This is a genomic window from Jannaschia seohaensis (genome assembly GCF_900116765.1).
Lineage (GTDB): Bacteria > Pseudomonadota > Alphaproteobacteria > Rhodobacterales > Rhodobacteraceae > Jannaschia > Jannaschia seohaensis.
This window is the reverse complement of sequence record NZ_UETC01000002.1, coordinates 491461-511317: the sequence shown is the minus strand read 5'-3', so window position 1 is coordinate 511317 and position 19857 is coordinate 491461. Positions and strand designations below refer to the sequence as shown.

General features: G+C 68.2%; 24 protein-coding genes. 4 read left to right on the top strand and 20 right to left on the bottom strand.

Annotated elements, in window-relative coordinates; genetic code table 11:
* Positions 1-2: 2 nt before the first annotated feature.
* From DTQ71_RS07265 to DTQ71_RS07255, 3 genes are all read right to left on the bottom strand, one after another.
* Positions 3-929 (bottom strand): branched-chain amino acid ABC transporter permease, encoded by a 927-nt coding sequence (locus tag DTQ71_RS07265; RefSeq protein ID WP_109563600.1) that lies wholly within the window; start codon positions 927-929, stop codon positions 3-5.
* Between the two features lie 87 nt (positions 930-1016).
* Positions 1017-2288 carry an ABC transporter substrate-binding protein gene (locus DTQ71_RS07260; RefSeq protein WP_109563599.1) on the bottom strand — a complete coding sequence of 424 codons (1272 nt, stop codon included), beginning with the start codon at positions 2286-2288 and terminating at the stop codon, positions 1017-1019.
* Positions 2289-2421: 133 nt separating this feature from the next.
* Positions 2422-3786, bottom strand: a complete 1365-nt coding sequence (locus DTQ71_RS07255; protein ID WP_109563598.1) for a hypothetical protein — start codon at positions 3784-3786, stop codon at positions 2422-2424.
* 40 nt (positions 3787-3826) lie between these two features.
* On the opposite strand from DTQ71_RS07255, the gene DTQ71_RS07250 reads away from it, so the two are divergent.
* A complete protein-coding gene (locus tag DTQ71_RS07250) occupies positions 3827-4570 on the top strand; it encodes a copper chaperone PCu(A)C (RefSeq protein WP_109563597.1) in 744 nt (247 codons plus the stop codon).
* Positions 4571-4588: 18 nt separating this feature from the next.
* On the opposite strand, the gene DTQ71_RS07245 is transcribed toward DTQ71_RS07250, so the two are convergent.
* The 9 genes from DTQ71_RS07245 to DTQ71_RS07210 all read right to left on the bottom strand — a co-directional run bounded on the left by DTQ71_RS07245 (position 4589) and on the right by DTQ71_RS07210 (position 11440).
* The gene (locus tag DTQ71_RS07245) at positions 4589-5332 is read right to left on the bottom strand and encodes a hypothetical protein (RefSeq protein WP_109563596.1); all 744 of its coding nucleotides are present in this window, start codon (positions 5330-5332) and stop codon (positions 4589-4591) included.
* A gap of 130 nt (positions 5333-5462) precedes the next feature.
* Positions 5463-6104: an NAD(P)-dependent oxidoreductase gene (locus tag DTQ71_RS07240; RefSeq protein WP_109563595.1), complete on the bottom strand. Its 642-nt coding sequence runs from the start codon at positions 6102-6104 to the stop codon at positions 5463-5465.
* On the bottom strand, positions 6101-6280 hold the full coding sequence (locus DTQ71_RS07235) for a hypothetical protein (RefSeq protein WP_109563594.1): 180 nt from the start codon (positions 6278-6280) through the stop codon (positions 6101-6103). Before DTQ71_RS07235 ends, DTQ71_RS07240 begins: the two co-directional genes overlap by 4 nt.
* Before the next feature lie 90 nt (positions 6281-6370).
* Positions 6371-7363 carry an ABC transporter substrate-binding protein gene (locus DTQ71_RS07230; RefSeq protein ID WP_109563593.1) on the bottom strand — a complete coding sequence of 331 codons (993 nt, stop codon included), beginning with the start codon at positions 7361-7363 and terminating at the stop codon, positions 6371-6373.
* Between the two features lie 27 nt (positions 7364-7390).
* Positions 7391-8299, bottom strand: coding sequence for an ABC transporter permease (locus DTQ71_RS07225; RefSeq protein WP_109563592.1), 909 nt, complete (start codon positions 8297-8299; stop codon positions 7391-7393).
* On the bottom strand, positions 8296-9273 hold the full coding sequence (locus tag DTQ71_RS07220) for an ABC transporter permease (RefSeq protein WP_109563591.1): 978 nt from the start codon (positions 9271-9273) through the stop codon (positions 8296-8298). The genes DTQ71_RS07225 and DTQ71_RS07220 overlap by 4 nt, the downstream gene beginning before the upstream one ends.
* Before the next feature lie 280 nt (positions 9274-9553).
* A complete protein-coding gene (locus DTQ71_RS07215; RefSeq protein WP_109563590.1) occupies positions 9554-9979 on the bottom strand; it encodes a GNAT family N-acetyltransferase in 426 nt (141 codons plus the stop codon).
* Complete coding sequence (locus DTQ71_RS23425) at positions 9976-10149, bottom strand: hypothetical protein (RefSeq protein ID WP_170125328.1); 174 nt, start codon at positions 10147-10149, stop codon at positions 9976-9978. The genes DTQ71_RS07215 and DTQ71_RS23425 overlap by 4 nt, the downstream gene beginning before the upstream one ends.
* Before the next feature lie 511 nt (positions 10150-10660).
* A complete protein-coding gene (locus DTQ71_RS07210) occupies positions 10661-11440 on the bottom strand; it encodes an ABC transporter ATP-binding protein (RefSeq protein WP_109563589.1) in 780 nt (259 codons plus the stop codon).
* 128 nt (positions 11441-11568) lie between these two features.
* Between DTQ71_RS07210 and DTQ71_RS07205 the strand changes: the two genes are divergently transcribed.
* The gene (locus DTQ71_RS07205) at positions 11569-11856 is read left to right on the top strand and encodes a DUF1330 domain-containing protein (RefSeq protein ID WP_109563588.1); all 288 of its coding nucleotides are present in this window, start codon (positions 11569-11571) and stop codon (positions 11854-11856) included.
* Here the strand turns inward: DTQ71_RS07205 and DTQ71_RS07200 are convergent.
* Positions 11843-12232 carry a hypothetical protein gene (locus DTQ71_RS07200; RefSeq protein WP_109563587.1) on the bottom strand — a complete coding sequence of 130 codons (390 nt, stop codon included), beginning with the start codon at positions 12230-12232 and terminating at the stop codon, positions 11843-11845. The two genes, DTQ71_RS07205 and DTQ71_RS07200, sit on opposite strands and share 14 nt — an antisense overlap.
* A 150-nt stretch (positions 12233-12382) precedes the next feature.
* On the opposite strand from DTQ71_RS07200, the gene DTQ71_RS07195 reads away from it, so the two are divergent.
* The gene (locus DTQ71_RS07195) at positions 12383-12784 is read left to right on the top strand and encodes a cupin domain-containing protein (protein WP_109563586.1); all 402 of its coding nucleotides are present in this window, start codon (positions 12383-12385) and stop codon (positions 12782-12784) included.
* A gap of 110 nt (positions 12785-12894) precedes the next feature.
* On the opposite strand, the gene hydA is transcribed toward DTQ71_RS07195, so the two are convergent.
* From hydA to DTQ71_RS07165, 6 genes are all read right to left on the bottom strand, one after another.
* Entirely contained in the window at positions 12895-14358 is a 1464-nt protein-coding gene (gene hydA / locus DTQ71_RS07190; RefSeq protein ID WP_109563585.1) for a dihydropyrimidinase, read from the bottom strand.
* Between the two features lie 12 nt (positions 14359-14370).
* Positions 14371-14619, bottom strand: a complete 249-nt coding sequence (locus DTQ71_RS07185; RefSeq protein WP_109563584.1) for a hypothetical protein — start codon at positions 14617-14619, stop codon at positions 14371-14373.
* Between the two features lies 1 nt (position 14620).
* Positions 14621-15307 carry a hypothetical protein gene (locus DTQ71_RS07180; protein WP_109563583.1) on the bottom strand — a complete coding sequence of 229 codons (687 nt, stop codon included), beginning with the start codon at positions 15305-15307 and terminating at the stop codon, positions 14621-14623.
* On the bottom strand, positions 15304-16044 hold the full coding sequence (locus DTQ71_RS07175; RefSeq protein ID WP_109563582.1) for a class II aldolase/adducin family protein: 741 nt from the start codon (positions 16042-16044) through the stop codon (positions 15304-15306). The genes DTQ71_RS07180 and DTQ71_RS07175 overlap by 4 nt, the downstream gene beginning before the upstream one ends.
* A gap of 5 nt (positions 16045-16049) precedes the next feature.
* On the bottom strand, positions 16050-16235 hold the full coding sequence (locus DTQ71_RS07170) for a hypothetical protein (RefSeq protein WP_109563581.1): 186 nt from the start codon (positions 16233-16235) through the stop codon (positions 16050-16052).
* A 234-nt stretch (positions 16236-16469) separates the two neighbouring features.
* Positions 16470-17726, bottom strand: a complete 1257-nt coding sequence (locus tag DTQ71_RS07165) for a Zn-dependent hydrolase (protein WP_109563580.1) — start codon at positions 17724-17726, stop codon at positions 16470-16472.
* Between the two features lie 164 nt (positions 17727-17890).
* Here DTQ71_RS07165 and DTQ71_RS07160 point away from each other — a divergent pair, with 164 nt between their 5' ends.
* A complete protein-coding gene (locus DTQ71_RS07160) occupies positions 17891-18505 on the top strand; it encodes a TetR family transcriptional regulator C-terminal domain-containing protein (RefSeq protein ID WP_109563579.1) in 615 nt (204 codons plus the stop codon).
* Between the two features lie 45 nt (positions 18506-18550).
* Here the strand turns inward: DTQ71_RS07160 and DTQ71_RS07155 are convergent, their stop codons facing one another.
* Positions 18551-19759, bottom strand: a complete 1209-nt coding sequence (locus DTQ71_RS07155; RefSeq protein WP_170125327.1) for an alpha/beta hydrolase — start codon at positions 19757-19759, stop codon at positions 18551-18553.
* Positions 19760-19857: the final 98 nt, after the last annotated feature.

Below are 19857 nucleotides of genomic sequence, written 5' to 3'. Positions count from 1 at the left end.
GGTCACGTCTGCGCCTTGCCCAAAAGGCCCTGCGGCCGGAACACCAGCACCATCGCCACCAGCAGCGTCGCGATGATCTTGGCGAGCGTCGGCGAGAAGAAGACCGAGATGATGCCGTCCGACAGCCCGATCAGCAGCGCCGCGATCACCGTGCCCGGCAGCGAGCCCAGCCCGCCGATGATCACGACGATAAAGCTGAGCAGGAGCGGCTCGCCCCCCATCAGGTAATGCGCCTGCTGGATCGGCACGACCAGCACCGCGCCCAAGGCGGCCAGCGCCGCGCCGATGCCGAAGACGACGCTGTAGACCGTGCCGACGGGGATGCCGAAGGCCTGCGCCGTCTCGCTGTCCTGCTGCGTGGCGCGCATCAGGAGGCCCGCGCGGGTGCGGGTGATGACCAGCCAGATCGCCACCAGGATCGCCGCGGCGGCGGCGATCACGAAGAGCTTGTAGGAGGTGATCGACAGCCCCCAGGGATAGAACCAGGTCCAACCCTCCTCGGTCCGCTCCAGCCAGGGCAGGGCGATGCGCTGGTTGAAGGGTGGCTCGACGGGCCGCGCATCGGGGCCGAAGGTCATCAGCGTGGTCTGCTGCGCGATATAAAGCAGGCCGATGGTCGCGACGATGGTCCGGTCGGGGTCGTAGTTCAGCCGTTTGAGGACCAGCCGGTCAGACGCCGCCGCCAGCGCGCCCACGATCAGCGGCGCGGTCAGGGCGGCGAGGACGAAGCCCACCGCCGGATGCCCGGCGACCAGCCCGGTCACCCACCAGGCCAGCACCGCGCCCAGCATGAACGCCTCGCCATGGGCCACGTTGACCACCCGCATCACGCCGAACACGAGCGACAGCCCCATCGCGGTCAGCGAAAGGATCGAAGCGGTGACGAGACCTTCGAGAACCGCGAGCAGGAGGTGGGGGCCGAACTCCATGTCAGGCCAGGGCGCGGCCGCTCATCGGCGCTGCGCGCGCCTCTTCGCCTCGGGGACGGCCGCGCGGGGATGTCACGGACATGACGCTCAGAACGACTGAGTGGTGTAGTCCACTTCGTCCTCATAGAGCCCGTCCTCGATGCTGGCCGTGTGCACCACGACGAGGTTGCCATCCTCGACGCGGCTGATGTGCTGCTCGCCGAAGGCTTGGTGGGTCTTGCCGTTGAAGAGCTTCGCGCCCGTCGGGTGGTCCATCCCCAGCGGCATGTCGGTCATCGCCTCCACCGCTTCGATCAGCGCGGCGCGGTCGCCCGGCCCCCGATAGCCGGAGGCTTCCATCCCGGCCTTGATGACGTTGAGCGTGTCCCAGCAGCCGAACATATGGGCATAGGTCGAGATGTCGCGCGGATCGTCGACCGACGCGCCCCGATCGTCGACGCCGACCGCTGCGCGGAAGGCCGCGTCGTATTCGGTCTGGTTCGCCTGGGCATGGCGGGGGGCGCCCTCCCAGAAATAGGTGCCTTCCAGGAATTCGAGGCCCGGGCTGTCGATGGCCACCGCCTCCAGGCTGTCGATGAAGCCGAAGATCTCGGGGCGGGACGGACCGAAGAACTCCCCCATCTCCTTGACGAAGGTCAGCACGGCGGGGCCGACCATGACGTGATAGATCACTTCCGTCTCGCGGGGGATCTGCGGGAAATAGCGGGTGAAGGACGTCTCGGTCGGCGGGATCGCGATCTTCGCCACGACCTCGCCGCCCTGTGCCGCGATGGCGGCCGAGAAGTAATCGCGGTGATCGTGGCCGAAGGCGAAGTCGGGATAGATCATCGTGACTTTCTTGCCGAGATTGTTCGCCACGAAGGGCGCCATCGACTGCACCTGGCTCTTCACGTCGGTGATGCCGGGCTGGAGCGTGTAGCGGTTGAGCATGCCGGAAGCGACGTGATGGCCCTCCGAGACGACGAAATAGGGCAGCTTCAACTCACCCGCGCGGGGGGCGGAGCCGATCACGACATGAGAAAACAAGGTCCCGAAGGCCACGTCGCATTCATGCTGGCTCGCGAATTTCTCCAGCACCTCGGCGCCGCGCTTGGGATCGGTGCCGTCATCCTCGATCACGATCTCCAGGGGGCGGCCGTTGATCCCGCCCATCTCGTTGATGCGGGCGGCGGCGGCCTGGGTGGTGGCGTCGTACCAGCGGCCATAGGCCGCGCCGATGCCCGTGGCGTGCTTCTGGAAGCCGATCTTGATCGGCGCGGCGGATTGCGCGTGGGTGAAACGGGTGCCCATCGCCAACGCCCCGGCCGAGGCGCCAAGGCCGAGAAGCGTGCTGCGGCGGTCGATCTTGGTAAGTGGCATGGTCTGTCCCCCGTTGGTCCTTGGCGTCACTCTGTGGTCGGCGGCGGGAGGGTGTCTAGGATTTTCTAGACATTCGAGGGGGGCGCGGGCCGGCTGGGTCGGGATTTGAGTATTTGTGAACCCGTGCAGGACCTCAGGCGCCCCTTGGAGAGGCAAGCAGCCAGAGGCCGAAAATCGTGTAGCCGATCATCAGCACCGCCAATCCAAGTTGCAGCGCGACGACGGCGCGATGGCCCCGCGCCAGCCTCGCCGCCACCCGATGCGCCATCAGCACCGCCAGGACGTGGCTTGCGACGACGGCGCCCGCCTGGATCAGCCAGATCGTGCGGACGGGACCCGGTGTGGCCAGAAACCCGGTCCGGATGCGCACTGCGTCGAAAGGCGGCAGGGACCAGCCGTGGGCGAAGGGGTCGGCCAGGGCGGCCAGCACGTATTGGCCCTGCACCAGGAAGGTCACGACGTAATGCGCGAAGTGATAGCCCAGCCCGATCGGCAGGATCGTCACCGCGAAGGCGTCGAAGGCGCGTCCGACGGGCACCGGCGCGCCGAGCCTTGCCGAGAGCGCGCAGCCGACCCAGACCGCGGCGGCGAACAATGCGATCAGCAGAATTATGGCCGCCACGAGGCCCACGAGGTTCGGGAGCGCGACGGCGGATCGGCCGGGGAACTCCAGCGGGTTGATGCCCAGGCGGCCGAGCCACCAGAAGGTCTCGGACAGGCCGTCGAAACTGCCCGTGGCAAGGATCGTGAGGCAGAGCACGGCCCGGGCCCGGTCAGGCGGGGCCTCCAACGCGGCCCAGCCCGGCAGGCCCAGGCCGGGGCGATGCCAGGCCCGCAACCGGCCGATCAGGCGGAAGGTGACGGTGACGAACTCCGCCCGCGCCAGCCAGTCCGGCCCGAACACCAGCATCCCGGCCAGCGTGACCGCCCAATAGCTCAGCGCCACGGTGGCCAGCCGCGCCGGGTCGTTCGGCGCGATGTCGATCAGCACGAAGGCCTGGAACGTGATCAGCCCCGCGACCGCGGGCCAGGCGCCCAGCCAGGCGGGCAGGCGCAGCGGCGGCGGGATGGAGAGCAGGCGGGTGAGCCCGGACCACGGCTCCACCCAGCGCCAGACGTCGAAGGCTACGCCCTGCACCACCAGCAGCCCCATCCACCACACCGTCCAGAGGGTCAGCGGCATCAGGTTGATCTGCGGATCGGTGGGCCCCAGCAGCCCGATGGCGACGAGGGTCAGGAAGACGGCCGTGGCCGCCAGAGAACTGGCCGTCACCGGGCCAGCGGGCGCGAGCGGGGTCTTGAGCGGCCGGAACAGAGCCACGGCCAGCCGCCCCGGCACCGCCGCCATCAGCAGCATCGAGGCCGCCACCGTCGCCGTGCCCGCGGCGCCGTAGACATCCGTGGGCAGCAGAAGGACGAAGCCCTGCTCGGCCGCGTGGGCCAGGGCCGGGCTGGGGGCGACCAGGAGGCAGGGAAGGATCTTTCCAAATCGACGCATCGGCGTAGCATAGCCCCGACCCGCGCCTTGGGAGCAAGCGATGATCCGAGCCCTTCTTCTGACCGCGCTCTTGGCGGCGCTCGGCGCCATCGCCTGGACGCTGCTGACGCGGGCGCCGCAGATCGCGGTGCTGGACGCGGTCGGCATGCCGATGGCGGGGCGCGAGGGCGCTTGGATGGTGGCGCTGACGCTCCGCAACGACGGCCCGCCCGACCGTCTGCTGGGCGTGCCGGGCGGGGATGTCGGGATGCTGTCGGGGCTCACCGCCCCCGGCAAGCCGTTGATCGTGCCCGGCGGGGACGAGGCGCAGCTGGCCATGGACGGGGTTCACGCCATGCTGCTCAGCCGGGAGCCTGCGGGCGCGCTCGTGCCGCTCCCGCTGCTTTTCGAGAAGGCGGGCGAGATCACCACCCGCGTCCGGCTGCTGGATGAGACGGCGATGGATCACGGCGCCATGCCGGGGGTCGAGGCCGACCCGGCTCCGACCGTCACCCTGAGCGTGCCGGACGAGATCGACGCGGACGGGTTCACGATCGAGGTCGAGACCACAGACATCCTCTTTCGGGAGATGCCTGAGGGAACGGCCCATATTTCCGGCGAAGGCCACGCCCATCTCTATCTCAACGGGCTGAAGCTCGGCCGGGTCTATGCCGCGACGATGGGGATCGGGGCGCTCTCGCCCGGCGAATACGTGCTGTCGGTCGCGCTCAACACCCACGATCACCGGCCCTATCTGTCCGGTGGGGCGCCGGTCGTCGCTACTCTGGAATTCACGGTCCCCTGACCGGACCGGCGAGAGCCGTCAGCGAAACCGGCTCGCCAGGATCTCCAGGATCAGGCCGAGGCGATAGCGCAGCTCGTCCTTGCGCCCCGCAAGCGTGCGCGCCGTCAGCTTCCGCCGCCGGATCACCGCCCGCGCCAGCCGGTAATTGAGGCGCCGCTGCCGGTCCAGCCAGCCCTGCGGCAGAAGCCGCCGCAGCCCGCGCCAGAGCCATTTGAGTTGCAGGAAAGCGATCATCTTGAAGACCGTCTTCTGCGCACTGGCCAGCAGCATCCGACCGAGCGTCAGCCCCAGCGCCGCCAGCCATAACGGAATGCTGACGGAGAACAGGATCAGCCACAAGCCGATCGTGCTCACCGTCAGCGCCAGCGTCAGACCCAGCAGCGCGACGGCCAGGCAGGCCCGCGCCAGCCCGGTCTGCCGTCCATACCAAGCCATCATCCGCGCCTGCGTTCGCGTGACCGGGGCCAGCAGCCGCGAGATCGTCTCCGATATCCGCCGCAGCAATCGCCGCCCCAGCGTCATCGGAACCACCACCGAGGAGAGATATTTGTAGGGTAGATCCTTGCGCAGAAAGACCGCGCCCTGCTGCTTGAGCCAGGACCACAGCGCGGGCGGCTTGATCGAGAGCAGCTTGCCCCAGAGCAGCTTGACCTTCACCAGGATCAGACCCAGCGCGATCAGCACCTCGTCCCCGAATTGAAGCGTGGCGAAGACCGAGGCCGCGACCGCCAGGGCCAGCAGCAGGATCGACTGCCAGATCATCGGCGCCGGCCAGGGGGCGGGGCGGCTGCCCGGGCCGCGCGGCGCGCGCTTTGGCCCAAGGCCTTGCCCGGTGCGAAATGATCCATCGGCCGGAGTCTCGCCCGGACGGCGCCCCGAGACAATGGGCGTGTCAGCGGGTCAGAACGACATCCTGGCGAATGTGGAGCCCCTGTTCCACCGCGTCCACGAGGTAGCGGGCCACGCCGGCCCGGGGCACCAACCCATTCCGCCAGGTTGCCGGATCGTCGAGCGCACGGATCGGCCCCTCCGCGCGTCCATTCGTCAGGATGACCGGGCGCGCGATGGTCCAGTCGAGGTCGCTTTCGACGATCAACTCTTCCTGGCGATCCTTGTCTGCATAGGGACGGCCCAGCACGGCGCCGTGGCCCAGCCGTTCGAGGGCGCTCATCGCCGCGCGGCTGCGTCCGGCGCCGAAGCCCGTCACGGCCACGAGGCGCGTGACGCCCGCCGCCTCCATCGCGGGGATCAGCAGGCGCGTGCTGTCGGAGAAGAGCGTCTCCGTCTCCCAGAGCATGGCGAGCCGTTCGCGGATCCCCAGCGCGTAGATCACGGCGCGGCATCCGGCGAGCGCCTCCGCGAGATCCTCGGCGCTGCGGGCATCGCCCGGCCAGGGCTCCAGCAGATCGGTGCGTTGCAAACTGTCGGCGCTGCGCGCGAAGGCGCGCACCGGAAGGCCGCGGCCCAGGGCCTCCTCGACGGCGAGCTTGCCGATGCCCGAGGTCGCGCCCATGACGAGGATCGGCTGGGTCATGACATCAGATCGTCATAGAGGGCGGTGAAGCGGCGATGCCGGGAGCGGTCCGCTGCGAGCTTGAGCGCGCCGCGCTCCGCATGGGTCAGCGAGGGATCGTCGGCGCGGTCGATGGAAGGAACGGTCCGCTGATCGCCGAGATCGGTCGGGGCGGGTTTATGTCTGTCGTAAGTCATACCCTGGCTACGCGCCTAGATACCCGGCGGATCCGCGCTGCGGCGGTCGGTCGCGGCGGAAGGGGCGCCCGGCCGGGCGCCCCTCGTGGCTCAGTTGAGCGCCTGATCCGTCACCACCGAGGTCCAAGCCCCTTCGGGCTGCTTGGTGATGACCGGGTCGGAGCCGCCGGCCAGCAGGGTATCGACCGTGCGCTGGAAATCGGCCGGGTCGAGCGAGCCGTCCGAGCCCGCGGTCAGCTTGGCGATCTCGCCCATCATGCGGACCTGGTGGGCCTCGGTCTGGGCGCCGGTCTCGTCATAGTCCAGGACGATCCCAGCGGCTTCCTCCGGGTTCTCCTCGGCCCATTTCCAGCCCTGCATCGAGGCGCGGACGAATTTGACCATCTTGTCGACGAAGGCCGGGTCTTCGAGGTTCTCCTCCAGGACGTAGATGCCGTCCTCCAGGGTGGCCACGCCCATATCCTCGTATTTGAACGTCACCAGCTCGTCCTCGGAGACGCCCGCATCCAGGACCTGACCGTATTCGTTATAGGTCATGGTCGAGATGCAGTCGGCCTGGCGCTGGAGCAGCGGGTCGACGTTGAAGCCCTGCTTGAGGACCGTGACTCCGTCCTCGCCGCCATCGGTGGGAATGCCTTCCTGGGACATCCAGGACAGGAACGGGAACTCGTTGCCGAAGAACCAGACGCCGATGGTCTTGCCTTTGAAGTCCTGGGGGCCGGTGATCCCGGTGTCCTTCCAGCAGGTCAGCATCAGGCCCGACGACTTGAAGGGCTGGGCGATGTTGACGACCGGCAGGCCTTTCTCGCGCGCCGACAGCGCCGAGGGCATCCAGTTGAGCATCGCGTCCGCGCCGCCGCCCGCCAGCACCTGGGGCGGCGCGATGTCGGGGCCGCCAGGCAGGATGGTGACATCGAGGCCCTCGTCCTCGTAATAGCCGTTCTCGAGCGCGACGTAGTAGCCGGCGAACTGGGCCTGGGTGACCCATTGCAGCTGGAGCGTGACGGAATTGTCGGCATGCCCATCGGCAAAAGCAGTCGTTGCGGCCAAGGTCAGGGCTGCGGCTGTCGTGATGGTCTTCATGGTCTCTCCTGTTGGCGGCGCGCCTGTCTAGCGACGCGCTCTCTGCGAAGGGTGCCAGAAGGTCAGGCGGCGCTCAAGCAGCGCGATGAGCCCATAGCTGAGGCTGCCCGCCAAGGCGGCGACCGTGATCGAGGCCCACACCATCGGCAGGTTCAAGCGGCCCACTTCCGTCGAGATGCGGAAGCCCAGGCCCACCGTCGGGCTGCCGAAGAATTCGGCGACGATGGCGCCGATCAGGGCAAGCGTCGTCGCGATCTTGAGCCCGTTGAACACGAAGGGAAGGGCGGCGCGGATCTTGAGATAGCGCAGCTCCTGCGCGGGGGAGGCGCCATAGGTCCGCATCAGGTCGCGCTGCATCGCGTCGGTGTCCTGAAGACCCGCAACCGTGTTCACGAGCACCGGGAAGAACACCATCACCACGACGACGGCGGCTTTCGACTCCCAGCCGAAGCCGAACCACATGACCAGGATCGGCGCGGTGCCTACGATAGGCAGCGCGGCCATGAAGTTGCCCACCGGCAGCAGCCCCCGGCGCAAGACGTCCGACCGCGCCACCAGCAGCGCCGTCGCGACCCCCGCCGCGCAGCCGATCAGCCAGCCCGACAGAGCGCCCTTGAGCACGGTCTGGACGAAATCGGCCCAGAGGGTCGGCAGGTTCTTGGAGAAGGCGACGCCGATCTGGCTTGGCGCGGGGAGGATGACCGTCGGCACCTCCAGCAGGTGCACCGTCATCTCCCACAGGACCAGCAGCGTGACCCCGAACAGGACGGGCGCGATCAGGCGTGCCGCCGGCGCTTCGGCCAGCCGCGCGTTCAGCGCCCAGAGCGCAAGCCAGGTGACGAGGACCAGGGCGACCGGGCCGAGCCAGGCGGCCGCAAGGGCGAAGGCCAGGGCCGCGCCCGCGACCGGAACGATCCAGCTGCGCGTCCCGGTCATCGTGCCAGCCCCATGCGCTTGAGCGTGATGCGCTCGATCAGGGTCACGGTCGCGACCAGGGCGGCGGCGACGATGGCCGCGCCGAAGAGCGCCGACCAGATCTGCACGGTCTGCCCGTAATAGCTGCCCGCGAGCAGGCGCGCGCCCAGGCCGCGGACGGCTCCGGTGGGCAACTCGCCGATGATCGCGCCGACCAGGGCCGCGGCGATGGCGATCTTGAGCGAGGCGAAGAGATAGGGCAGCGAACTCGGCAGGCGCAGGGAGATCAGCGTGCGCATCCCGCTCGCGTTCCAGGTCCGCATCAGGTCCAGATCGGCGGGGGAGGGCGCGCGGAGACCCTTCACCATGCCCACCGTGACCGGAAAGAAGCTGAGATAGGCGGAAATGATCGCCTTCGGGATCAGGCCCTGCACCCCGACCGAGTTCAGCACCACGATGATCATCGGCGCGATGGCCAGGATCGGGATCGTCTGCGACGCGATGGCCCAGGGCATGACGCTCAGATCCATGACGCGGCTGTGGACGATGCCGATGGCGAGCAGGATGCCCAGGCCCGAGCCGATAGCGAAGCCCAAGAGCGTCGGGCCGAGCGTGATGCCTGCATGGAAGACGAGGCTGCGCCGCGAGGTGATCTTCTTGTCGACGGTGCTGTCCCAGAGTTCCGCCACGACCTGATGCGGCGCGGGCAGGCGCGGCCGCTCCTGCGCGAAGGCGCCTGCGAGGGCCTCGGAGGGGTGGGCGAGCGCGACGGAGAGGCCCGACATGCTGCGGCGGTCGGCCGCGGTCGTCGACAGCTCCGAACCCGCCCGCTCGGCGTCCAGGGCCGATTGCGCGGCGTTCATCGGGATGCAGGCGAGGTACCAGATGGCGACCAGCGCGGCCACGACGGCGAGGACGGGACCTGCGGCATGGGCGATGCGGGCCAGGAGTGGCGTCCGCCCGATGGCGGCCCCGGGAGCGGTCGCGTCGGTCATCCCATCCTCCGTTGCACATGCGTTGGACGACGGGATTTGAGTATTTGTGAACCCGTGATGAAGAGGGCGCGCGTTAACCTTAACGCAGCGTTCAGAAGCGGGGGCGTCTGTCTCATCACGGGCTCGAAAATACTCAAATCCGACCTTTCCGGGGGCGCAGCGTTAACGGGGTCTTTACCTCTCTCCGGGTAGGCTCGGTCCGCGGTACAGGCCGGAGAGCCGATGACCGTAACCCGTGATGCGGAGGGCCATGCGCCCCCCGTGTCCTTCGTCCGGAGGATCATCGCCGCCACTCCATCTTATGCTCCGCCACGCCGTCCGATCCGGGGAGGTCCGTCTCCACTGTCACGAAGCCCTCGCGGGCGTAGAATCGGTGTGCCCTTGTATTCGGCATGTGGCTGTTCAGGGTCAGCCGGTCGCGCCCCTCCTTAGCCCGCTCGACCAGCGCGCGCCCCGTCCCGCGCCCCGGCGTGCCGACATAGAGGCCGCGGATATGGTCGCTGTCTGGGTCGAGCGAGAGATAGCCGAGGATCATCGCGCCATCTTCCGCGACATAGGCCTCCCGGAGGGGGAAAGCCGCGCGCATGCTCCGGGTGAGGTCCGCCTCGCTCGGGCCGTCTGGCATCCAATCGGATGTGTCCAGCCAGCGGCGGACGATGGCCGCGCAGGCGGGAGCGTCCTCGGCGGTGGCGCGTCGAACGATCATCGCGTCCGCCACAACTGGAACAGCCGCCAAAGCGCCAGGCCGATGACGAAGATCGCAACGGCGTCGAGCGCGCGCTTTGCCGGAAGATCGTCGAAGGAGGGTGACAACAGAAACCACAGCGCGACCGCGATGGAGACCAGTTCAATGACGATGCGGGCAACGGGACTCATCGGGGATCCATTGCTGGCATGATCGTGAGGCGGATTGCCCGCATCGGTCGGCGGTTCCGAACGAACGAAGACAACCCCTCGGCTTTCCTGGCCCAGGCGCCCGGCCGGCGGAGGGGCGTCCAGATCCCACGAACCGCGGAAGCGCCCGACGTCTCACCCCGGATCACGGCGCGAAGCACACGCCGGTTTGCGGGGCGACCGTCGTGCCGGCTAGCGCGCGCATGGTGTCGATCGCTCGGTCCGCGATCTCGCCGGCCCACTTCCCCCGACTCGAAACGCCGAGGGCAGGGGAGCAGAAACCTATCTTTATCCTCGTTTCGCCGCGATCTCGGACGGTGCGATCTTGCGTGACCCGCGCCGAGGCTGGCTGGCATCGCCTCCCTTGCGACCGACGCTCGGCCGGGTGGCGCCTGTCCGGTCAGGACGGCCGGGCCATCGCCCGCCAAGCCGGCAGACCCGTGCAGGGTCACCGCGCCCGCCGCGACATCTGCCCGAACGGAGAGGCGGTCGCTCATGCCGCCTCCATCCCCTCGCGCAGGCCCTCTCGGACTCGGTGAGCCACGGCCAGGAACTCTGGCGTGTCGCGGATGTCGAGCGGCCGCTCTGCGGGCAATGGCGAGTCGATCACATCGGTGATGCGGCCCGGGCGCGGGGACATGACGACGATCTTGGTCGACAGGTAGACGGCCTCGGGGATGGAGTGGGTCACGAAGAGCGTGGTCTTGTTGGTGCGCGCCCAGAGGCTCAGCAGTTCCTCGTTGAGGCGGTCGCGCACGATCTCGTCGAGGGCGCCGAAAGGCTCGTCCATCAGCAGGATCGGCGCGTCGAAGGCCAGCGCGCGGGCGATCGACGCGCGCTGTTGCATGCCCCCCGACAACTGCCAGGGATATTTGTTGGCGAACTGGTCGAGCTCGACCAACTCCAGGACGCGGCGCATCCGTTCCTGCCTTTCCTTGCGGGGGTAGCCCATGATCTCCAGCGGCAGCGTGACGTTCTCGCCGATGGTGCGCCAGGGGTAGAGCCCCGCCGCCTGGAAGACGTAGCCATAGGCGCGCGCTTGTCTGGCCGCGTCGGGCGACATGCCGTTGACGGTCAGCGTGCCGCCGGTGGGCTGCTCCAGGGCGGCGACGCAGCGCAGGAATGTCGTCTTGCCGCAGCCCGAGGGGCCGATGAAGCTAACGAACTCCCCTTCTGCCACGTCCAGCGAGACGTCGCTCAGCGCATGAACGGGGCCATCGCCGGTCTGGAAGGTGAGGTCGAGATGGTCGGCGCGGATGACGGGGTCAGGCATCTGCTTCCTTCGGGTGGCGGGCGGATCGGACGGACCCTAGCGGCGGCTCTCCGGGGTGCCAAGGCGATGTGTCGCCTGACCGGGTGTCGGCGTGCTAGGCTGCGCTGGTTGCAAGGAAGGAGGGCGGCATGCCCAAGGGTTACGTCGTCGCGCGCATCCGCGTGCAGGACAAGGACGGGTTCGAGGAATTCAAACGGCTGTCCGGGCCCGTGATCGCCGAATATGGCGGCCGGGTGCTGGTGCGCGATCCGGCGCCGGACGTGCGGGAGGGCGCGGCCGAGGGGCTCGTGATCATCGTCGAGTTCGACGATCCGGGGACTGCGCGCGCGTTCTACGAGTCGGAGGGCTACACGGAGGCGAAGCGGGTCCGCGAGGCGGTGTCGCAGACCGAGCTGGTGCTGGCTACCGGCCTCTGACCGTGGCCCAGAGCGCGGCGAGCGTCAGGCCGCCCGCGATTTGGATCGCGAAGCGCACTGGGGAGAAGCCGTCGCGGAGGGCGAGAGCGGCCTCCACGAGGGCTGCGGCCGGGATCAGGAAGGCGAGCGTCGCGAGCGTGCCCGAGCGCCAGCGGCCGAAATGAGCCGTGTGGGCGAGCGTGGCGCGCACGACCGGCGCCCCGGCGAGGGCGAAGAGCACGGCGAAGGGGGTGGTGAGCGGGATCAGCCACCAGAGGCTGACGGCGACCTTCTGGAGGGAGGCGGGGAGGCTGCCGGTTTCGGGGTAGGTGACCAGCCCGTAGACCAGCGCCGCGTTGGCGTAGGTGAGGACGGCGAGACGGAGTGGGAGGGCCATGGCATGGGCCTTACGCCGGGAACGCGGTCATGGCTATGGCCATCCAGTCTGCCGGGAGGTGGGCGCGACGCCAGAGACGTCTTCCCGCGCGACCGGCGACGGGATTCCTGCTAAGCTGGACGCGCCGCGCATCGCCGAGGGAGGTCTGCAATGTCGAAGGAGTGCCGTAAGCTCCGTGCCGAGACGAGCTACGAGGGCAAGCAGGGGTTCAGCTATCTCGAGGGGATCTCGCGAGAGACGGTGGGGGCCGACGCGCTTTGCATGCATCTGCTGCGCGTGCCGCCCGGCGGACGGGCCCGCGCGCACAGGCACAGGACGCATGAGACCGCGATCTACGTGATCTCGGGGAAGGCGGAGATGTATTGGGGCGACCGGCTCGAGCATCGCATGACCATGGGCGCGGGCGATCTGATCTACATCCCCGCCGACGTGCCGCATCTGCCGCTGAACCCCGGCACTGAAGACGCCGTCGCGATCATCGCCCGGACCGATCCGCACGAGCAGGAGAGCGTCGACCTCATGCCCGACCTGGAGGCGCTGGTGCCCGCTTGAGCGCGGACGATCCCCCGGCGGAGATTGCGCCGCGCTCGGGGGCGGTGTGGCCGGAAGGGCGGCGGGCAGGGTGATGCCCACCGCGCCCGTGGCCGGCGCGAAGCGGGGGTCTACACCCCCGCTGGAATGTTCATCGGGTCGCGCTCGATCTTGCGCGGCGTGTTCAGGGCTTTCCACTTCGACAGAGCCTTGGACGCCGAGGCGTAGGGCGTGCGCTTGATGAACTTGCCCCGGCCCGGACGGGGCTGGGAGTTCTGGCCATGGGCCCAGATGACCTCGCCGCGGCTTAGCGTGTAGCGGGGGGCCGCCTTCAGCTCCATGCCCTCGAAGACGTTGTAGTCGATGATCGACTTCTGGGTCGAAACCGAGACCGTTCGGTGGATCGACGGATCCCAGACCACCACGTCGGCATCGCCGCCGACATTGATGCCGCCCTTCAGCGGGTAGATGTTGAGGATCTTGGCGATGTTGGTCGAGGTGACGGCGACGAACTCCTCGGGCGTCAGGCGGCCGGTCTCGACGCCCTTGGTCCAGAGCATCGCCATCCGCTCCTCCAGGCCGCCGGTGCCGTTGGGGATCTTGGTGAAGTCGCCGACGCCCATGCGCTTCTGCTCGTCCGAGAAGGCGGCGTGGTCGGTCGCCACGACTTGCAGCGACCCGGCGGCCAGCCCGGCCCAGAGCCCGTCCTGGTGCTCCTTGGAGCGGAAGGGCGGGGACATGACGCGGCGGGCGGCGTATTGCCAGTCCTTGTTGAAATACTCGCTCTCGTCGAGGGTCAGGTGCTGGATCAGCGGCTCGCCATAGACGCGCATGCCCTTCTGGCGGGCGCGGCGGATGGCTTCGTGCGCCTGCTCGCAGGAGACATGGACGATGTAGAGCGGGCAGCCCGCCGCGTCGGCGATCATGATGGCGCGGTTGGCGGCCTCGCCCTCGACCTCGGGCGGACGGCTATAGGCGTGGCCCTCGGGGCCGGTGATGCCCTCGGCCATGTATTTCTCTTGCAGGGCGGCCACGACGTCGCCGTTCTCGGCATGGACCAGGGGCAGGGCGCCCAGTTCCGCACAGCGCCGGAAGGAGGCGAACATCTCGTCATCTTCCACCATCAGCGCGCCCTTATAGGCCATGAAGTGCTTGAAGGTGTTGATCCCCCGCTCCTTCACGACGGTCTCCATCTCGTTGAAGATGGTCTCGTTCCAGCCGGTGATCGCCATATGGTAGGAGATGTCGGTGCAGATCTGGTCCTTGGATTTCGCGTCCCAGGCATCGACCGCGTTGAGCAGGCTCCCATCCTCGCCCGGCAGGCAGAAATCGACCAGCATGGTCGTGCCGCCGGCGGCGGCGGCGAAGGTGCCGGACTCGAAGGTCTCAGCGGCGGTGGTGCCCATGAAGGGCATTTCCAGATGGGTGTGCGGATCGATGCCGCCGGGGATCACATAGGCGTCGGAGGCGTCGATGATCTCGTCGCCCGAGAGGTTCTCGCCGATCTCGGCGATCTTCTCGCCTTCGATCAGCACGTCGGCCTTCCACTGACGATCGGCGGTGACGATGGTGCCGTTCTTGATGACCTTGGACATGAGGGCCTCCGGTTAGATGCAGTACTGCCCGCTGCGCGGGACGAGGACGGGATAGACGGTGCCGCCGGCGGCGTAGCCGTAGCAATTGGCGCGGACGCGGACATCCGATGGCAGGACGCCGCGGGGCAAGAGCTGTCGGACGGCGAAGGGAATCGGCGCATCCGTGGTCTCGTAGAGGTCGGGCCGGTCGACCGGGGGCGGGCGCGTGGGGGTGGCGCAGGCGGCCAGCACAAGGACGAGGGGCACGAGGCGATAGGGCATGTCAGAGCCTCCGAAGGGTGAAGGTGCCACGGCCCCCGGCGGCGCGCTGAACCAGCACGCTGTCGAGCAGGACGCCGCTTGGGTCCACGGAATAGCGGGTTGTCGTGGCCGTGCCGTCATCGGCGCGGCTGCGGGCCGTCCAGATGCCGTCCCGCTCAGTCTGGCGGATCTCGACGCGGATGGCGCTGCCATCGGGCAGAATGGTGCGCGTCACGCAGTCCCCCGGGACCCGGCTGCAATCATGCGGCTCGTGCCGAACGCGGGGCGAGAGGCTGAGCGAGGCGACGGCGCGGCGGTCGGCGTCCAGCACGATCTCCGCCGGAAAGCGGAGCGCGCCATCGACGATCTCGGCCTCCGTGTCGCGGCCGATGACGGCGTCGAGTGCGGCGATGGCCTCGCGCTGGCGTTCCGGTGTCAGGTCGGCCTCCTCGCCGAGGGGAAGGGCAATCGTGCCGGTCAGGCGCGCTTCCTCGGCGGTGACCGAGACCGCGCGCAGGGTTATGGTGCCCGACGGGATGGCTTGGCCGCCGAATTCGCCGCTCACGGACCAGCGATAGACCGTGCCGGGCTGGATCGCCGCCGGCGTCTCGCCCCCGGCCAGACCAGGGCGGAGCGGCACTGCGCCGGACAGGCCGACACAGCCCGCAAGAGCCGCGGCCATCACAACCAGCGGCGCGGCACGCCTCATTCGGCGTAGTCCGGCTCTTCGACGTCGAGAATGGCCTTCATCTCGGCGAAATGGGCCTGCCGCTCGGCGCCGTCCGTCTCCCAGCCCTGGGCGGTCTGTTCCGCCAGCGCGTCATCCATCACCGCCAGCGGGCGGCCGGTCGAGAGCGCGAGCACCATCGTCCGGGCGGCCCGCTCCAGGTGGTACATCGCGTCATAGGCGTCGGCGGCGGTGGCGCCGATGGTGGTGGCGCCGTGATTGCCCATCAGGACAGCGTCGTGATTGCCGAAGGTGGTGGCGATCCGCTCGCCTTCCTCGGCCTCATGGGCGATGCCGCCGAAGGCCATGTCGTAGGCCAGCCGGTTGTGCCAGCGCGCCGTGACCTGATCGATGGGCAGGATCCGCGGATCCTTCAGCCCCGCCAGCGCCGTCAGATAGGTCGGGTGCAGATGCAGCGCGACCCGCGCGTTCGGCAGGCGGCGGTGGAGCGCGCCGTGGATGTTCCAGGCGGTCGGGTCCGGCGCGTCGGGGCGGTCCATCGTCGAGGGATCGTCGGCATCGACCAGCAGCAGGTCCGAGGCTTTCACCCGGCTGAAATGCTTCCAGCGCGGGTTTACCAGGAACCGCTTGCCGTCCTCGCTGACGGCGGCGGAGAAGTGATTGGCAACCGCCTCGTTCCAGCCCTCCCGCGCGGCGAGGCGCAGGCAGGCGGCGAGATCGATGCGCAGCTGGGTTTCGGTCTCGGTGGTGTCGAGCATTGCGGCTACTCCTTGTCGCGACGCGCCTGCCAGCGCAGGACCAGAACATAGATGACCGTTCCGGCGATTGTAATGAAAAGGGCCGAGCCGAGCGCGCCCACGGTCACGCCCCCGGCCCGATAGGCGTCGAAGGCGAGGTTCACGAGGAAGAAGATCGCCGCGAAGGTGGCGATGCGGCGGGTCGGGCTCATCGGTGCGCGCCCGCCCGGGCATCGGCTGTCGATCGGGGAGAGGCGAGCCGCGATCCCGCCGATCCGGTCATGGGGCCGATAGGGGCGTCCCGCGCCACGCGCGGACCGCGTTTCACCTCTGTCCAGCCGCGTCCTAGTGTCACGCGGAGGCTCCGCCCGATGCGCCGCAGGCAGAGGCGCGCCAGCGCGGGCTTCCTGCGCTCCGCCCACGCCCCGGAGACAGCCTCTCCCGCATCAGGACACGATTTCCGCCGTCTCGACCACGGCATGCAGCAGCACATCCGCGCCCGCCCGCGCCCAGTCCTTGGTGATCTCCTCGGCCTCGTTATGCGACAGACCGTCGACGCAGGGCGTCATGATCATCGCGGTGGGGCAGACGCGGTTGATCCAGCAGGCATCATGGCCCGCGCCCGAGATGATGTTCTGGTGGCTGTAGCCCAGCCGCTCGGCCGCGTTGCGCACGGCGGTCACGCAGCCCTCGTCGAAGGTGACGGGGTCGAAGCCGCCGGTTTTCTCGAACTCCACGGTCAGGCCCATGTCATCGACGATCTTCTGGGCGGCGATGCGCATCTCGCCCTCCATCTCTTCGATGGTGGCAAGGTCCGGAGAGCGGAAATCGACGGTGAACACCGCCTTGCCCGGGATCACGTTGCGAGAGTTCGGGTAGATGTCGATATGGCCGGCGGCGCCCACGGCGTGGGGCGCGTGCGCCAGGGCGATCTCCTCGACCTTTTCGAGGATACGCGCCATCGCGAGCCCCGCATTCTTGCGCATCGGCATGGGGGTGGAGCCGGTATGGCTCTCCTTGCCGGTCACCGTCACTTGGGTCCAGCTCAGGCCCTGCCCATGGGTGACGACGCCGATGTCTTTTCCCTCGGCCTCCAGGATCGGGCCCTGCTCGATATGCAGCTCGAAGAAGGCGCGCATGTCGTCCCGACGCGCGCCCACCTCTTCGTCGCCGCGCCAGCCGATGCGGTCCAACTCGTCGCCGAAGCGCTTGCCCTCGGCATCGGTCTTGTCCTCGGCCCAGGCCTGGTCGTGGACGCCCGCGAAGACGCCGGAGGCCAGCATGGCGGGGGCGAAGCGCGTGCCCTCCTCGTTGGTCCAGTTGGTGACGACGATCGGATGGCGGGTCTTGATATTGAGGTCGTTGAGTGTCCGGATCAGTTCCAGCCCGCCCAGCACGCCCAGAACGCCGTCGTATTTGCCCCCCGTGGGCTGGGTGTCGAGATGGGACCCTACATAGACGGCGGGCAGATCCTCGGTCCCTTCGCGGCGGGCGAACATGTTGCCCATCTTATCGAGACCCATGGTCAGCCCCGCGGCCTCACACCAGGACTGGAACAGGGCGCGGCCCTCGGCATCCGCGTCGGTCAGGGTCTGCCGGTTGTTGCCGCCCGCCACGCCGGGGCCGATCTTGGCCATCTCCATCAGGCTGTCCCAGAGCCGGTCGGGATCGACCCGCATGTTCTGTCCCGGCGTCGCGTCCATGTCTTTCCCCCGCAGGTCTCGTGTCTGACGCTGACGCTACCACCCGGCGGGGGGCAGTCAACCGGGCCGCGAACCGGGGCGCGTTTCCGCAGGGGCCAACCTTGCCAAGATGCGGGCGACGGGCCAAAAAACGACTCCCATGCGCTTCGAGGGGGTGGGCGGACATGCCGGAAGATGGTGGCGCGACGCGCATTCAGCTCAAGAACAGGGCGCTGATCCTGGAGGCCGCGCTGGAGGTCTTTTCCCGCGACGGCTTCAGCGGTGCCACGTTGGACGACATCGCGCGGGAGGCCGGGCTGTCGAAGCCCAACCTGCTTTACTATTTCCCGGGCAAGGAGGCGATCTATCGGGCGCTTCTGGACGGCCTGCTGGAGACCTGGCTCGATCCGCTGCGCGCGCTCGACCCCGAGGGCACGCCCTTGGAGGAGATGCTGGGCTACGTGCGGCGCAAGCTCGCGCTGTCGCGCGACTACCCGCGGGAGAGCCGCCTCTTCGCCGGCGAGATCCTCCGCGGCGCGCCGCAGATGGGCGACGCGCTGTCGGGCGAGCTGCGCCGTCTGGTGGATGCCCGGGCCGTGGTGATCCAGGGCTGGATGGACGCCGGGCGACTTGCGCCGTCGGACCCGCACCACTTGATCTTTTCGATCTGGGCGCTGACGCAGCACTATGCCGATTTCGAGGTGCAGGTCCGCGCTGTCCTGGGGCCGGGCCGCGGCCCTTGGGACGAGGCGGAAGCGCATCTGGAAACCCATTTCCGGCGCGTTCTGACGGCGGAGTGATTGGCTGCCTGCGATGCGGGCACCGCGGGCAGACCTCGAATTTTGCTACGACTGCAGGAATCGTTCGGTCTCGGAAAGGATGACCTCCCAGGCCGGGCTACCTGGCAGGGGCACATGGTTGTCGGTGTCGAGGGGAACGAAGACTGCGTTCGGCAAGCGCCGCGCCATCATCTCGCTTTGTTCGATCGGGTGGACCGCGTCCCCACGCCCATGCAGCAGGAGCACGGGGGCCTCGACCTTTTCCAATATGTCCGAGACGTCGAAGTGATCGATGATGTCGCGCAGCCGTGCGGCGCGGGCGGCGCTTGCGGAGGCGAGCTGCATTTGAATCAGATGTTCGACCTGATCGCGGGATCCCGAAGGCAGGTAGATCTGCGTGAACAGTTTGAGGAACAGGCTCTCGGGCTGTCCCCAGCCTGTCCGCACAAGTTCCAGATGCGCCTTCGCCTCCTGTCGCGCGGCTTCCGTTCCGCGCCGGTACCGTCCTTGGGCATACCCAGCATATAGGACGAGCCGGCTCACGCGTTCCGGATAATCCGCGGCGAACTTCAAAGCGACTGCCACGCCTTGAGACGCGGTGAAGATCGGAATTGGCTCGGGGCCGGCCTGGTCGGCCACTGCCTCCAAATCGCCAACGAACTCCTCGATGCCTTTTCCCGGAAAGTCTTTGTCCGACATTCCGGTTCCACGCTGGTCATAGCGGTAGACAGTATGGTGGGCCCCCAGACGATCCAGCAAGGGGCGCCAGATCGGGCTGTGCCAATCAAGGTCGAGATGCGTGAGCCAATGACCGACGCGTAGGAGCGGTGGTCCCGCTCCGTTGACGGCGAAGGCGATGTTCACGCCGTCAGCTGAACGAACGTACCTGATCTCCTGTGGTGGTCCGTCCTGTGGAGTGACCGGTTCGGGGACACTTACCGTGACTGTAGCTTCGGACCCGTGCGGCGCGTGCACGACCGGAACGGCCATCTGAATTCCACGCCGCGGCACCGTTCGGATCACGGATTGCCGTTTTCCATTGTCCCCAACGGCAGCCCTTGCCGCGCTGACCCGGGTGGCGATCGTCGCGTCGGAGACGATGCGGCCAGCCCAGATGCGTTCCATCAGGCCGTCATAGCTCACAAGGTCACCGCCAGCTTCCGCCAAAGCGAGGATGAGGTCGAAGACCTGGGGTTCGACATGGACCGGTTGGCCAAGTCGTTTGAGCTCATGGGCCGCTGTATCAAGCTCGCAATCGGAGAAACGGTAGCGCATGAAGGAAACCATGCGTAGTTTCCAGCGCTCCCTCAAGCGTTTCGAAGGGCTTCTGCAGACTTCTTAAGAAGATCTGAAGCTCGCCTTCAAGCGCGGCG